Here is a 14,323-nt window from a genome sequence, read left to right as displayed (position 1 = left end):
TTTATATACTTTTATAATAAGTATTTTATAAAAATTATTATTTTCTACATTTCTTTCTATATTTATATAGTATAATTTATTATATATGACTAATAGGAGGTGGTTTTTTTGTTAAAAACTAACAGAGACAAACTAGTAATTCAATCGGTACAGGGTAAAATTCATAGCCCTATAATGGGACCAAGCCCTTATAGAATAAGTGGTGATGGCAGACCTATGATTTTACATGCCACTGGTGGTATTACATACAATTTTCAAATCGGAGATTGTTGTATGGATCTTGTAGGAGACCATGTAGAACCAGGTGTAAGTATTAGAAATGAAGAAGTAGCTGAAAATAGAGCCTTAATGGTTCTATCCTGTGTAGGTAACGAGGCTAGAGTAATATCTGGCGACGCAAAAGGTGCAAAGGGATTTGTTACTGGAATGCATGGTGGAATTGAACATGTTATGATATATTTCCCTCAAGAAGACCTAGAAAAAATGGCTATAAATGACAATATACTTATTAAAGCCCATGGTCAAGGCCTTGCAATTGAAGGTCATGATGATATAGTAGTAATGAATCTTGATCCTAATTTATTTGAAAAAATAGGCATTAAAGAGAATGAAAATGGAGAACTGGAAGTTCCGGTAGTAACTGAAATACCAGCACATCTAATGGGTTCAGGCATAGGTAGTGCTACTAGTTTTAGTGGAGATTATGACATAACTACAGGAGATGAAAAAGCAGTAAAAGAATATGGAATAGATAGACTTAAGTTTGGCGACTTAGTTCTTTTGAAAGACTGTGACAATACCTATGGGCGTCAATATTTAGAAGGTGCTGTAACTATTGGTGTAGTAGTACACAGTAATTGCATACTAGCAGGACATGGCCCTGGTGTTACTGGACTTTTAAGCTGCAAGACTTCTAAGATAAAGGGAATAAAAACTGAGGATGCCAACATAGCTAATTATTTAGGTGTAAAATAAAATGAATCTTATTTCAAATTTTAATAATAGGGAGATCTTTTTATTAATTTATTTAATATCCATAAACCTTATTTCTTTCATATTATTTGGTATAGATAAAAATAAAGCTGAAAAGAAAGAATGGAGAATATCTGAAGCATCTTTGCTTCTTACGTCTACCTTTGGTGGCTCTATAGGCGCTTTAATTGGCATGGTGGTTTTTAAACATAAATTAAGTAAAAAGAAATTCTATATTGGTATTCCTTGTATTCTTGTATTGAACAAGATCATTGAATTAATTATATTTAATAATATCAGATAATAATAATGACAGGGAACTATCCCTGTCATTAATTCTTATCTTCTAAAACCTCTGTTGTTACCTTTTTCTTGTTTTCTTTTTTTCCTACAATCTACACATCTTTGCGGTTCATTATCAAAACCTTTTTCCTTGTAGAATTCTTGCTCTCTTTCTGTAAAAACAAAGTCAGTACCACAGTCTTTACATTTTATTGTCTTATCTGCCATTTCAACATTCCTCCTTTACATTTATTATAAGATTTAAAACAAAATCAAAAATATTGCATAAAAGAGGAAATGTTGTTTGCTCGATTAGTAATCTTCTTAATTTTAAATCTTATTTGATACTAATAGTATAATTCTAATTTTTAAACTATGCAATAAAATTCTTTATATCTTATTTAAATATTCCAAATGGCTTACCTACAGGTAAAAAGGTTTTTCCAAAATGCTCATTTAATACTGATGCACCACAGCCATAGAATGACAATAAGGAAATTATCAATTCTGAATATGCTGCTAATTTATGTGGAAATTCCCCCATAATACCAAAGGAATCAAGAGTTAATCCAATGAATAATAGGTCTATAAAGAAGAATATTAAAAATAATACCTTATGTGTTTCCATAGCACCTATAGTCATAAAAATTGTAAATATTAGATATCCCAAAAATGCAAATCCTAATTGTTTTGTGTCTACACTTGATGCTAGGGCTTGTCCAAATACTCCCATATTTATCATCCAAGATGTAGCAACACCCATCCAAAAGAACGCATAGGCTCCAAATGCAGTCGTACCAAAAGTATTATTTCTTTTTGAATCATTGATACAAGCAAATAATTGAGCAAAAGCACCTAAAAATATTGCCCATGGTATTACAAATGATAAACCTTGTGTAAGACCTAGTTTTTGCGATGATGCCACTAATGTGACCATTGCTAATCCAAATAAGCCCATGGCCGATGGATCTGCATTAACAATTTTTACATTTTCTGTCTGAATTTTCTCCATAAAATCCTCCTTTAAATAATATAATCTCATATATAATACCATGTTTTAGATTTATATCAAGTTATTTTTTTATCATATTTAAAGGATAGATTTAAATATTTTCTATTTGCCAGTCTATGGGCTTTTTCCCTATGGATTCTAAAAATTTATTGGTCTTAGAAAAAGGTTTGGACCCAAAAAAACCTCTGCTAGCCGATAATGGACTAGGATGAACTGAGGTTATTATATAGTGTTTTGGATTAGTTATAAAAGCTCTCTTCTTAATTGCATTGTTTCCCCAAAGAATAAATACTATAGGATCTTCTCTCTCATTTAGCAATTTAATAATATGATCTGTAAATATCTCCCAACCAATTTTACTATGGGAATTAGCATCTCCAGCTCTTACAGTTAAAGATGTATTTAGTAGCAATACTCCTTCTTTAGCCCATTTAGTTAGAGTACCATTATTTGGTATATAACAGCCTAAGTCATCTTTTAATTCCTTATAAATATTTACCAATGAAGGTGGTATCCTAACTCCTGGTTTTACTGAAAAGCTTAGTCCATATGCTTGATTAGGACCATGATAAGGATCTTGCCCTAATATAACTACTTTAACATCCTTATAAGAAGTATAATGTAATGCGTTAAATATATCATTCATATCTGGATATATAGTTCTAGTCCTATATTCATTAATCAAAAATTGTCTCAATTTTTGATAATATTCCTTTTGCATTTCTCCTTCTAATAAGTCTTGCCAATCATTATTAAATATTTTTTTCATATAGCTTCACCTCTATTTATTATCCTGAATCAATTCCATATCCTACAATTCTAATAAATAATCCGTTACATTTATTATTTCTTTATTCTTTATATATATTCTAGGCAATCTTTTGTTAAACATACATTGCACGGCTGCTGGAATTTGACCACTTTTATTTGCAACTTCCTCTATGGTAATTTCTTTATCTAAGCTCTTACCCATAAGTATTACTTCATCTCCTCTTTTTACATCTAATCCAGTTACATCTATCATTAATTGATCCATGCAAATTCTACCTACTATAGGAACTACAGTATTATTAACTATACAATTTCCTTTATTGCTAAGTTCTCTACTAAATCCGTCTGCGTATCCTATTGGCACTGTGGCTATCTTTGTTTTCTTTTTAGCTTCATATATAAGCCCATAACTTAATTTTTCTCCACTTCCAATTTCCTTCACATGAGATATTTGAGCTTTTAATGTTAGAATATTTTTAAGTTTTAAAAGTTCTCTATCGGCATTAGGGAATGGATATACGCCATATAAAATAATTCCAGCTCTTACCATATCATAGTTTAAGTCTGGGAAATTCATTATAGCTGCACTATTGCTAATATGCTTTATTGGAATATTTATATCTAACTTCTGTAATGCGTTACAAACATAATCAAATCTTCTTACCTGCTCCATTGTATAACTAGGATCATCATCGGAAGCGGCAAAGTGAGTAAACATTCCCTCTACTTCTATATTATCCATGTTATAAATATCCTTAATATCTTTTATACCATCTTCATTAGGCATAAATCCTAACCTATTCATTCCAGTTTCAATTTTTACATGTATCTTTACTGTTCTATTTAATCTCTTTGCTAACTGAGAAAAAATCTCACCCTGTTCTTTAAGATACACAGTTAAAGTAATATCATTTAAAATAGCCTTTTCTGCTAAGTACTCTGGTGTATAACCCATGATTAATATTTCTGCATCCTTCACATATTTTCGTATATGAAGTGCCTCTGAAAGATGTGCCACACCGAACTTTTTAACACCTTCTTCCATTAGAGTCCTAACTATTTGTACAGCACCGTGCTCGTATGCGTCTGCTTTAACCACTGCCATTAGTTCAGTTTTTTCTTTCAATATACTTCTGATTTCCTTATGATTATGGATAAGATTGTCTAAATCTATTTCCATCCATGCTGGTCTTGTTAGTTTTTCCAATAAAGACACCTCCGTTATTTTAATCCTTTGTATATTAAATTATAATATATTCTATCAAAAATCTATAATTAAAGCTAAGCTTTTTCAGCTTAGCTTTAATTATAGAAACGGGACTTCCTATTCATACTATGATAAATATATAAATAATCTCATCTATAATGTGATTATTATATGTATAGGAAGTCTTAACGAAAATCTATTTGTAAATCCAGCTAATATCATTCTTTACCTCTTATAGCTAAATACTTATTTATATAAGTCTATATTTAGTTTCTTATTTACCAATGTTTTTAAAATAATTCCTATTATATTCTACAGCTGGATCATTAGGCTTATATTCTGCTGCTCTATCATTATATCTTATTGCTTCCTCTATGTTTCCAAGCCTCTCATAACATATACATAATTGTATACATGGGATATATCCCCAATAATCATGTTGAATAAATCCCCAATTATTAATTGGCTTTTCTAGTTCTAAAACTAATTTATACCAAAATATGGCTTTTTCATACTCTTTATTACTAAGATAATAATATCCAAGCTGGCAACAAATTTCTGCCCTTGGAGTATCATATTCAAAGCTCTTCAGTAAAGCCCTTAGCATATTTTTTTTATCATTTTTATTATTATAGCAAATTGAAAGATTATGGCAAGCACTTATATTATCTTCTCTCCACCCTTTTTCTGTGTCTAAGAACTTATTAAAGTATTCTATTGCATCATCATATTCTTCATTATAAAACAATTCTCTAGCATAATAATATAGTCCCCTAGGTGTTAAATCTGTTCCCCTTAATATAGCTTTTTTATAGATAGCTATATTTCTACCTCCAACAGTGGGACGTTCTTTTTTGTGAGTTATACAAATATCAGAATTTATTATGTTTCCATTTAATTCTAGATATTCATGAACGGGCTCCATCCACTGATAATTATTTATTCTTTTTAGCAAGCGTTCTCTGAAATATGATAGAGTAATGTTACCATTTTCATCAAAACCTACGTTATATTTCATCATTACTATATCAACATTATGATCTAACTTTTGTTTCAGATCCTTGAACTTCTCTCTATCTCCTTCAAGAATAACATCATCAGCATCTAGCCAAAGGATAAAATCCTTTGTAGCTTTGGAAAAAGAGTAGTTTCTTGCTGCAGAAAAATCATCAATCCATTCAAAATCAAACACCTTATCTGTATATCCTTTGACAATTTCTTTTGTATTATCTTTAGATCCAGTATCTACTATTATTATTTCATCAACGATATCTTTTACGCTATCTAAGCATCTAGATATAACATCTTCTTCATCCCTGACAATCATACATAAACTTATAGTTATCATCTAATCACCTCAAAAACAATTTTCCATTATATAATATGATAAAGTATTTATTTTTGTGATTTATACTAAAATATACATAGGTAACAGCCCCCTTATAGGGACAAAACAAACCGCCGGCTAAGCCGACGGTCATGATTTATAAAGGTCTTCTTACCCAAAAGATGTCTTTTAGATAATTCCAATGCCACCACTTGCCTGACCAGTTAGTGTAGATGCTATATCAATTCCAGCTGTAATTGCAGAAGAGAATACAAGCATCAAACGCATACCTGCTGTGACAGGGAAGCCAATACCACTAATTGAACCTGTGGCAATTGCTCCTACAGGGATAACACCACTAAAGCTAGGAGAAAGTGTAACTGTTGCACCTGGAACTGGTGTAAAAGAGTTGCTTCCAGCTGGTGCAGAATATACTGTTGCAGAAACCGTAGCAGTAGATCCAATTAAACTCAAACCTAGAGTGACGTTAAAGGTAGCAGATAAGGAATCTAATGTTCCACTGCGAGGTACATTGAAGGCTAGGTCGCCTATTAGTGTAATATCAATTGCACCACCCAGACCAGTTACACCTGTTACGTTGGAACCAAAGCCCACGATACTACCTGTGTTCAATACTCCACCTAATACAGTTGTCAGCACTGCAGGTGTTATACCAGAAGCGAATGGGATAATAGCCCCGCCTCCCGCTACACCTGTTGGACCTGTCGGACCTGTTGGACCTGTTGGGCCTGTCGGACCTGTTGGACCTGTTACTCCTGTTCCTGTTGGGCCTGTCGGACCTGTTGGACCTGTTGGGCCTGTTGGGCCTGTTACTCCTGTTCCTGTTGGACCTGTTGGACCTGTCGGACCTGTTGGGCCTGTCGGACCTGTTACTCCTGTTCCTACTGGACCTGTTGGACCTGTCGGACCTGTCGGACCTGTTGGGCCTGTCGGACCTGTTGGACCTGTCGGACCTGTCGGACACCTTAGAACACATTCGCATTCAAGCTTGCATTTATCATGATCTTTTCTACAACAATCATGATCTCTTCTGCAACAATCATGATCTCTTCTACAGCAATCATGATCTCTTCTGCAAGGGTCACATTTTGATCCATACCAATTATTATAAGCTATATATGACATATTAAATCTCCTTTCTATATTTACAACTACAATGATTTTTTCCCACTTTAATATAAAGTGTGTACAATCCAGTAAAAATAGAATTTCTATTCAGTATTTTATTTTATAACAGTTTATTAAATAATTTATCTCTATAATATAATATGAAATACAATATAAAAGGTGTACGTTTTTTTATACAAGCACATGTTATAAAAGAAAGACTAAAAAAACCAATAGCAGAGTTAACTAAACTCCATTATTGGTTTTAAAATTTTCTATTGTTATGTTATACGGATTAACTTTTTATATGATAATATAATTATCATTGAGCATAAATATCTAGGCAAAAAGATGCCGATATTAGGGTTTTTAAGAGCTTCTTCCACACAGCGATTCATATATTTCCTTAGCCTGACTCAGTTTGGGCAATAGTGGTTTATATCGTTGTTCCGAGTGAGCTAACAAATCTGCTTTCTGAAAACAGAAAAGGTATGATATAAGCTCATCTCCTACTAGATCAATAGATTCTTTCACACCTTCCACCGTGGGCAAAATTTGATAATCATGATATTTAATAAGTTTACATACCTTATTTATAAAATCTTCATCATATCCTAGTCTTGCTAAAATTAAGTTTGCAATTATTTCACTTACTTCCTCATGTCCTTTAAAACTATCAACATTATTAATAACAATTTTTTTATAAGGTTTACCTATATCATGTAAGAGTGCCGTTACCCTCAAAATCAAATCAGAATCTACTCTGTTTACAGTCTCTAATATATGATCGAATACATTATAAATATGAGCAGGCATATTCTGTTCACAGTCAACGCAAATAATAAGTTCTGGAATGATTCTAAGAATTTCATCTTTGTAATCCTTTATATCTTTGTTTGAACCAAGTATATAGTTTAATCTTTCTCTATCTACTGAATATGTCATAATATTTCCCCCTTTAATAAATGAATCAATATATTAAATATCCTTCTCTGCATTTAATAATATTAGCCTATATTATATAACCTAATAACCTAAATATATATTTTTTAAATTAAAATAAAAGTATAATTTTCATTTTTTAAGATTCCTTTAAAATGTAGACAGTTCATCTTATAAAATAGATTAACATATTTTTTAAACTTTTCATAGATAATGGGTATAATAATATAAAGGGAGGCGAGATATGCAGGGTTTTATATTTTTAATCTAGTTTATTCAAAATAATTAAAAGGAGTGGGATGTATCGAAACTGATAGTGAAGATTCAGACACTGATCATGACCCTACTATTTATCTAAGAGAAAATTTCAAATTATCTCATGAGTCTAACCCTTATACTAAAGAAATATTTATAGATATCTGCCAAGAGATAAATGGTGCAGAAATTATTATAGGTGAACTAAAGGGTCATTTTTTCAACTTATGTAAGCTTTATGATGATAAACAATTAAATAATATCATCTCTTTAATTCATCAATACGATGAAGAAACCTTTGATATTTGCAATAGTTTAATAAAAGAAACATCATGTTATAAAATGGGCTGCGAAAACATCTATCACCTAGATCGTTTTTTCATTTTTCCTCAATATAGGGGTAGTGGAGTTGGACGGCACGTATTAGATACCTTTGAAAAAAATATAAACTTATTTATGGAGAATAATGTTAGATATATAGGACTTTTTCCTGACCCTATTACTGATGATTTAGAATATGATTCTATGGAATCAATGAGTAAAGAAGAAAGGGAAAAAGCCGTTAAGCACTTGAAACTTTTCTATTCATCTTTAGGCTTTGTAGAGATGAAGACTAATCCAAATTATATGTATTTAGATTTAAATCACCTAAATCTATACAAACGAAAACTTTCTTATGAAGTAATATATCAGTAAAACCAGCTATTCTAGCTGGTTTTACTTTTACATATCTCCTTTATTCTATCATCTTTTCTTTGATAATTTTTCTTTCTTCCTAAGATTTAACTGTTCCTTTCTAGCGGCAAACCTAGCCTCCTTCTGGAGCTTTATATAATTATTCCATCTATCATAGGAAAGTTCACCGCTTAGTAGTGCTTTTTTAATAGCACATCCCGGCTCCTTACTATGACTACAGTCTTTAAATCTACATAATCTACTTAATTCTTCTATCTCTGAAAATGTAGTGTCTAATCCATCCTCAATATTCCAAAGTGCAAGCTCTCTCATGCCAGGAGTATCGATAATCATAGTTCCGTTGCTTAACATAATCAATTGTCTATGAGTTGTAGTATGTCTTCCCTTGCTATCATCTTCCCTAATATCATTGACCTTCATAATATTCTCACCAGATAAGGCATTTACCAGAGAAGATTTACCTACACCCGAAGATCCTAGAAACACTATAGTTTCTCTTGGTTTAAGATATTCTTTTAGCTCTTCTATTCCTTCTCCCGTTACTGAACTAATATAGAAAATTGGTACTCCCATAGCAATATTATCTACTTGTATACTATATTCTTCAATATCATCAACTAAATCTGATTTCGTCAAGATAACTGCTGGATTCGCTCCACTTTCCCATGCAATTGAAAGATATCTCTCAATTCGTTTTATATTAAAATCATGGTTTAAAGATGAAATTATAAATACATGGTCAAAATTCGCAGCAACCATTTGCTCCTTCTCATAATGTGAATCGTATCTGGAAAATTTACTTTTTCTATCTAATACATGATGGATTATATCCTCTCCATAAGGATTTTGTTTAACTAAAACAAAATCACCTACAGCAGGATATATACTATATTTATCGTTATAGAATGTTGAACCCTTGAGCCTTGCTCTTTTTTCTATATTATCATACATTATTGTATACATCTCTTTGTGTACTTCAGTTATTCTTGCTGGTACAAGATCATCTTTATCTCCATTAATTAATTCTATTTGGTTACTAAAATAATTTGTAAAACCATAGTTTTCAATATCTTTAATCATTTAATTCCTCCAATTTTATTAATTTTATACTTGTAACATTAAAGTTTATATTCTTTTTCATAAAACATCACTCCTTTTAATTCCTTAAAAATGGGCATAAAAATACCGTAGACAAAACCATCCATGGATATCTACGGTAATATTATTTAATTATTATTAGATTTAAGTAGATGTGAAGGGTTGATTTCTACGGCACAAGGTAATTTTATTGCACAACAAAAAAATATACCATTAATCATTAATTCCTTGGCCCATATTTGATTTTATTGAACAATCTCCATTATCAATTTTATCATATCACATCGACTCCTTACTATTTACATATTTTAAGTATATATCTGCCAAATATTGTTGTCAAGACATATTTGAAATGATATCAAAGTTTTATTATCTTTATTTTCTCATTGTTTCTATCATCATTTTGAAATCCGTATTATTATAGATAAACATAATTATATCTGCATCACTTTTCCTTATAGTATCATCATATATTATTCTTCTATCTTGATTCCTTTAATATTATCAATATTAGGTTAACATAATATCTTAAGATGTTCTATTGAAAAATTCTAGAGTCTTATATTAATTAAACGAACCTGCCTAATTGTCTAAATTTAACTCAAAGTAATTTTCTAATCCATTTACTATAGAATCCACTATCTTATCTTGATAATCGTCAGTTAATAAAAGCTTTTCTTCGTTTTCATTAGATAAGAATCCACATTCAACTATTATAGCTGGCATTTTTGTTTGGTTTAATACGATTAGGTCTGGTCTATCTACTATTCCCTTATTGTTAGCTCCGGTCTCCTCTAATAATTTATCTAATATGATTTGAGCTAATGAATCACTATTTGGGTCATTTATAGTACTTTCTCTATCAGGATAATACAATACTTGAACTCCATTTACAGTATTATTATTTTCTATTGCATTACCATGGATACTAATAAATACTCTAGCTCTCTTCTTATTTGCAATATCTGCTCTAGTATTATTATCAATAAATTCATCTGTTGCTCTAGTTAAAATAACTTTGTAACCCATTGACTTAAGTTTTTTATATAATTTCTTAGATATGTCTAAATTTATATCTTTTTCATAACTATTCTTAAATCCAATAGTCCCAGAATCTTTTCCACCATGTCCCGGATCTATAACTATAACTTTCTTCGATGATATAAAGTCCTTCTTAAAAAAGTATAATCCTCTAAATGCAAAAAAAATAATAAATATTAATAATATTAATAGAAAAATAGCTCTAATCCTTCTAAGTATCATCTGTCTCCCCCATATATGCTTATATTTTTAAGTTGAAAATACCCCTTACCATATTATAACGAAAGAAAATAAAAAAAGACTGCAACTTAAAGCAACAGTCTCTGAACATATTGAAAATAATTTAAAGTTCTCCTAATAATAGATTATCACTTCTCCACCAAATGCTTCCAATACCTCATTGGCATATTTCTTTTTTGTAGTTTTGGATTAATTCTACTTTGAATAGCTATAGATTTAAAATATGCTTTCCAAAGCTCCTGATAATCTTCCTCATCTTCTTTTATAATTAAAGAATCTGTGACTTCTATATCTTTAATAACCCATTCTTTTTTATTATAAAGTACACCTATTCCTCTTTTCACATCATGTATCGCCCAGTTTTCATTCATCATTCTAGATGCAAAGTGGGGTGCCAGTAATCCTACTATATTGTAGTCTGGTTCTATAGAAGAATAAAGTATCCCATTTTCAAGTTGCTTAAACCTAATAAGTCCCAACATCCTGTGCTTTTCCATGCCCACCTTATAATTAATATTATCCATTTTTAATATGATATCATTTGATAAGTTCAAGTCTACTTGAGGTCCAAATTTAAATCCTAATTGAAGATATTTAAGTATTGTTATTCCATGTCTTGGTAACTCAGATAAATAAGCATAGAACACTCTTTTTAAAGCTTCTTCTGAAATCTTATTTTTTATAGCCTCATATACCTTTCTAGACTTTTCTCCATCTGTTGAAATAAAAACCTTCTGTACTAGAAAATTTTCTTCCATACTGTCTTTAGGTACTATATCCTCAATATCCCCTCTTCTATAATAAGCCTCATAAATTGAAGTCAAGAGTCCATCAAAACTACCATCATAAATATAATGAAGCATCAAAGTTGACCTCCTATCTGAATATATTTATCTTCAAGAGAGACTTGGTCAAATAAAGATAATTGCTGATAGTTTTTTCCTAGTTGTGGACCCTCTACTAATTGATTACGGATTATTTGGCTATCCATAGACTTTACTCCATAGTATTTTCCTTTACAGGTAATGAAATATTGAGCTCTTTTAAGTACAATTCCCAACTTTTTTAAATCATAAAAATCTATAGATGAAAATCTTCTTGCTTGAATTATCTTCATTGCTGATTTTACTCCAATACCGGGTACTCTTAAAAGCATATCGTAATCTGCTTTATTTATCTCTACTGGAAATAAATGAATATTGCGAAGTGCCCAATCGCATTTAGGGTCTAATGCTAAATCAAAATCAGGTTTATCTTCATCTAATAATTCCTTTGCTTCAAATCCATAAAATCTAAGCAGCCAATCTGCTTGATAAAGTCTATTTTCTCTTACCAGCGGGGGAGATTTAATCAATGGAAGCTTAGGATTATTTGACACAGGTACAAAGGCTGAATAGTATACTCTTTTAAGATTATAAGAATTATATAGACCCTCAGATAATCTTAATATCTTTAAATCATTATCCACAGTAGCTCCTACTATTAATTGTGTAGTCTGTCCGGCTGGAACAAATTTTGGACTAAAGCGAAACTTTTTCTTTTCCTCTATGTATTGGGTGATTCCTGTTTTGATTAGCCCCATAGGTTTTAAGATACTTTCTTTATTCTTTTGAGGTGCTAAAAGTTTTAGTCCTTCTTCTGTGGGTAATTCTATATTTACACTCATTCTATCCACATATCTACCAACTTTTTCAACAATTTCCCTATCTGCCCCTGGTATTGCTTTTGTATGGATATATCCATTGAAGTTTTGTTCCTCTCTTAGATTCCTAACTACTTGAAAAATCATTTCCATAGTATGATTAGGTGATTTAAATACAGCAGAGCTTAAAAACAATCCTTCAATATAATTTCTTTTATAGAAATTTATAGTTAAATCAACTATCTCCTCTGGAGTAAAAATAGCCCTAGGTAGATCATTAGAAGACCTATTGATGCAATAAACACAATCGTAGATGCAATAATTAGTCATTAAAATCTTTAATAAAGAAATACATCTTCCATCATCTGACCAGCTATGGCATATTCCACAAGCTTTTGCATCTCCTAATCCACCATTCTTGTTTTTTCTATTACTCCCACTAGATGAGCAAGATACATCATATTTAGCTGCATCAGATAATATCTTTAATTTCTCTAGAACATCCACCACTAACACCTCATTACCGATTATTTTAGGTAAATTATACCACAAGAAGAACAAAAGTTCAAACATATGTTTGAGCAAAATTTTATACATCTATTTTTCTCTTTAGAATTATTATTAATATGCCTACTTTAAATATAATTAATTTAAACCTACAGCGGATGTTGACTTAATCTTAACCCTATTATACAATATGCCCTATAAATCGTCTTAAGATTATAGGAAAATTGAAGAACTTAACTAATCATTGAGTTTTAGCTTATAAAGCCTGTTAGTTATCATACTAAGATTTTTATTATTTAAGAGATGTATTTTTTTCATATGAATTCTAAAATTTTTATATCAAAGGAGAAAGTTTTATGGACAATAAAATGATATTAGATAATTTTGAAGAATATAATGATCCAATCCTATACGACAAAGAAAATAAAGGCTTAGACGAAATTTCACTCCTTTTAAAATGGGCTTCACAGACAAAAGGGCCTATCATCGATTTAGCTTGCGGAACTGGAAGAGCAACTATTCCCTTAGCAAGTGAAGGATATTCTCTTATTGGTGTAGATCTTCATAGAGGAATGCTAGAAGAAGCTAAAAAAAAGGCATCTAATCTTAATTTACAAATACAGTGGGTAGAGCAAGATTGCACTAAGTTAAATCTAAATATAAAAAGTAAGTTTATATATTCAGTTGGGAACTCTTTTCAACATTTCCTTACAAATGAAGCCCAAGATGGACTATTATCTTCTGTAAACAATCACTTAGACATTGGAGGAATTTTCATTTTTGAAACGAGATTTCCAAGTATAGAAGAACTATTACAACCAAGTGGAGAGGAATATTGGAAAAGTTATATAGATAGTGATACTAAAAACAAAGTAGATGTTTATACTATAAGTAATTATGATTCTCTTAGTCAACTTCAACATTATATTACAATTAGAAGATCTAAAAACCAAGATGGTGAAGTTATAGATGAAAAAAGAACAAAAATAAGTTTAAGATATGTATTCCCAAAAGAAATGGAACGACTTTTACTTGCTCATAAATTAGAGGTTTTAAATATTTACAGTGACTGGAATGAATCTCCCATAAAAAATGATAGTTATCAAATGATTTATACTTGTAAGAAAGTAGAATAGTTACTATCTATCTTATTTTTATTTGAATTAGTGAAATATTTAAATGTAACAATAAAATAAGCAAAAG

General features: G+C 30.6%; 15 protein-coding genes. 4 read left to right on the top strand and 11 right to left on the bottom strand.

Annotated elements, in window-relative coordinates; all coding sequences use genetic code 11:
* The first annotated feature begins 108 nt into the window (after nt 1–108).
* Nucleotides 109–975, top strand: coding sequence for a DUF4438 domain-containing protein (locus RDK80_RS16790; RefSeq protein ID WP_094903018.1), 867 nt, complete (start codon nt 109–111; stop codon nt 973–975).
* A gap of 1 nt (nt 976) precedes the next feature.
* Entirely contained in the window at nt 977–1,276 is a 300-nt protein-coding gene (locus RDK80_RS16785) for a DUF1294 domain-containing protein (protein ID WP_094903020.1), read from the top strand.
* A 35-nt stretch (nt 1,277–1,311) separates the two neighbouring features.
* Here the strand turns inward: RDK80_RS16785 and RDK80_RS16780 are convergent, their stop codons facing one another.
* The 7 genes from RDK80_RS16780 to RDK80_RS16750 form a co-directional block, all read right to left on the bottom strand.
* Nucleotides 1,312–1,482, bottom strand: a complete 171-nt coding sequence (locus tag RDK80_RS16780; protein WP_094903022.1) for a zinc-ribbon domain-containing protein — start codon at nt 1,480–1,482, stop codon at nt 1,312–1,314.
* Between the two features lie 169 nt (nt 1,483–1,651).
* The gene (locus tag RDK80_RS16775) at nt 1,652–2,266 is read right to left on the bottom strand and encodes an acetate uptake transporter family protein (RefSeq protein WP_094903024.1); all 615 of its coding nucleotides are present in this window, start codon (nt 2,264–2,266) and stop codon (nt 1,652–1,654) included.
* A gap of 91 nt (nt 2,267–2,357) precedes the next feature.
* Nucleotides 2,358–3,035: a uracil-DNA glycosylase gene (locus RDK80_RS16770; protein ID WP_094903026.1), complete on the bottom strand. Its 678-nt coding sequence runs from the start codon at nt 3,033–3,035 to the stop codon at nt 2,358–2,360.
* A gap of 42 nt (nt 3,036–3,077) precedes the next feature.
* Entirely contained in the window at nt 3,078–4,244 is a 1,167-nt protein-coding gene (gene alr, locus RDK80_RS16765) for an alanine racemase (RefSeq protein ID WP_201259947.1), read from the bottom strand.
* Nucleotides 4,245–4,518: 274 nt separating this feature from the next.
* Entirely contained in the window at nt 4,519–5,592 is a 1,074-nt protein-coding gene (locus tag RDK80_RS16760) for a glycosyltransferase (protein WP_308524931.1), read from the bottom strand.
* 168 nt (nt 5,593–5,760) lie between these two features.
* On the bottom strand, nt 5,761–6,717 hold the full coding sequence (locus RDK80_RS16755; protein WP_308524930.1) for an exosporium glycoprotein BclB-related protein: 957 nt from the start codon (nt 6,715–6,717) through the stop codon (nt 5,761–5,763).
* Between the two features lie 351 nt (nt 6,718–7,068).
* Nucleotides 7,069–7,644 carry an HD domain-containing protein gene (locus tag RDK80_RS16750; RefSeq protein ID WP_308524929.1) on the bottom strand — a complete coding sequence of 192 codons (576 nt, stop codon included), beginning with the start codon at nt 7,642–7,644 and terminating at the stop codon, nt 7,069–7,071.
* 291 nt (nt 7,645–7,935) lie between these two features.
* Between RDK80_RS16750 and RDK80_RS16745 the strand changes: the two genes are divergently transcribed.
* The gene (locus tag RDK80_RS16745) at nt 7,936–8,592 is read left to right on the top strand and encodes a GNAT family N-acetyltransferase (protein WP_308524928.1); all 657 of its coding nucleotides are present in this window, start codon (nt 7,936–7,938) and stop codon (nt 8,590–8,592) included.
* 48 nt (nt 8,593–8,640) lie between these two features.
* Here the strand turns inward: RDK80_RS16745 and rsgA are convergent, their stop codons facing one another.
* From rsgA to RDK80_RS16725, 4 genes are all read right to left on the bottom strand, one after another.
* The gene (gene rsgA, locus RDK80_RS16740) at nt 8,641–9,672 is read right to left on the bottom strand and encodes a ribosome small subunit-dependent GTPase A (protein WP_308524927.1); all 1,032 of its coding nucleotides are present in this window, start codon (nt 9,670–9,672) and stop codon (nt 8,641–8,643) included.
* A 600-nt stretch (nt 9,673–10,272) separates the two neighbouring features.
* Nucleotides 10,273–10,953, bottom strand: a complete 681-nt coding sequence (locus RDK80_RS16735) for an N-acetylmuramoyl-L-alanine amidase (RefSeq protein WP_308524926.1) — start codon at nt 10,951–10,953, stop codon at nt 10,273–10,275.
* Nucleotides 10,954–11,099: 146 nt separating this feature from the next.
* A complete protein-coding gene (locus tag RDK80_RS16730) occupies nt 11,100–11,834 on the bottom strand; it encodes a TIGR03915 family putative DNA repair protein (protein ID WP_308524925.1) in 735 nt (244 codons plus the stop codon).
* On the bottom strand, nt 11,834–13,120 hold the full coding sequence (locus RDK80_RS16725; protein WP_308524932.1) for a putative DNA modification/repair radical SAM protein: 1,287 nt from the start codon (nt 13,118–13,120) through the stop codon (nt 11,834–11,836). Before RDK80_RS16725 ends, RDK80_RS16730 begins: the two co-directional genes overlap by 1 nt.
* Before the next feature lie 356 nt (nt 13,121–13,476).
* Here RDK80_RS16725 and RDK80_RS16720 point away from each other — a divergent pair, with 356 nt between their 5' ends.
* The gene (locus RDK80_RS16720) at nt 13,477–14,256 is read left to right on the top strand and encodes a class I SAM-dependent methyltransferase (protein WP_201259949.1); all 780 of its coding nucleotides are present in this window, start codon (nt 13,477–13,479) and stop codon (nt 14,254–14,256) included.
* Nucleotides 14,257–14,323: the final 67 nt, after the last annotated feature.

The sequence above is a fragment of the uncultured Tissierella sp. genome (assembly GCF_902479755.1).
GTDB classification, from domain to species: Bacteria; Bacillota; Clostridia; order Tissierellales; family Tissierellaceae; genus Tissierella; species Tissierella carlieri.
The sequence above is the reverse complement of the archived record's forward strand: the minus strand, read 5'-3'. Positions and strand labels throughout refer to the sequence as shown.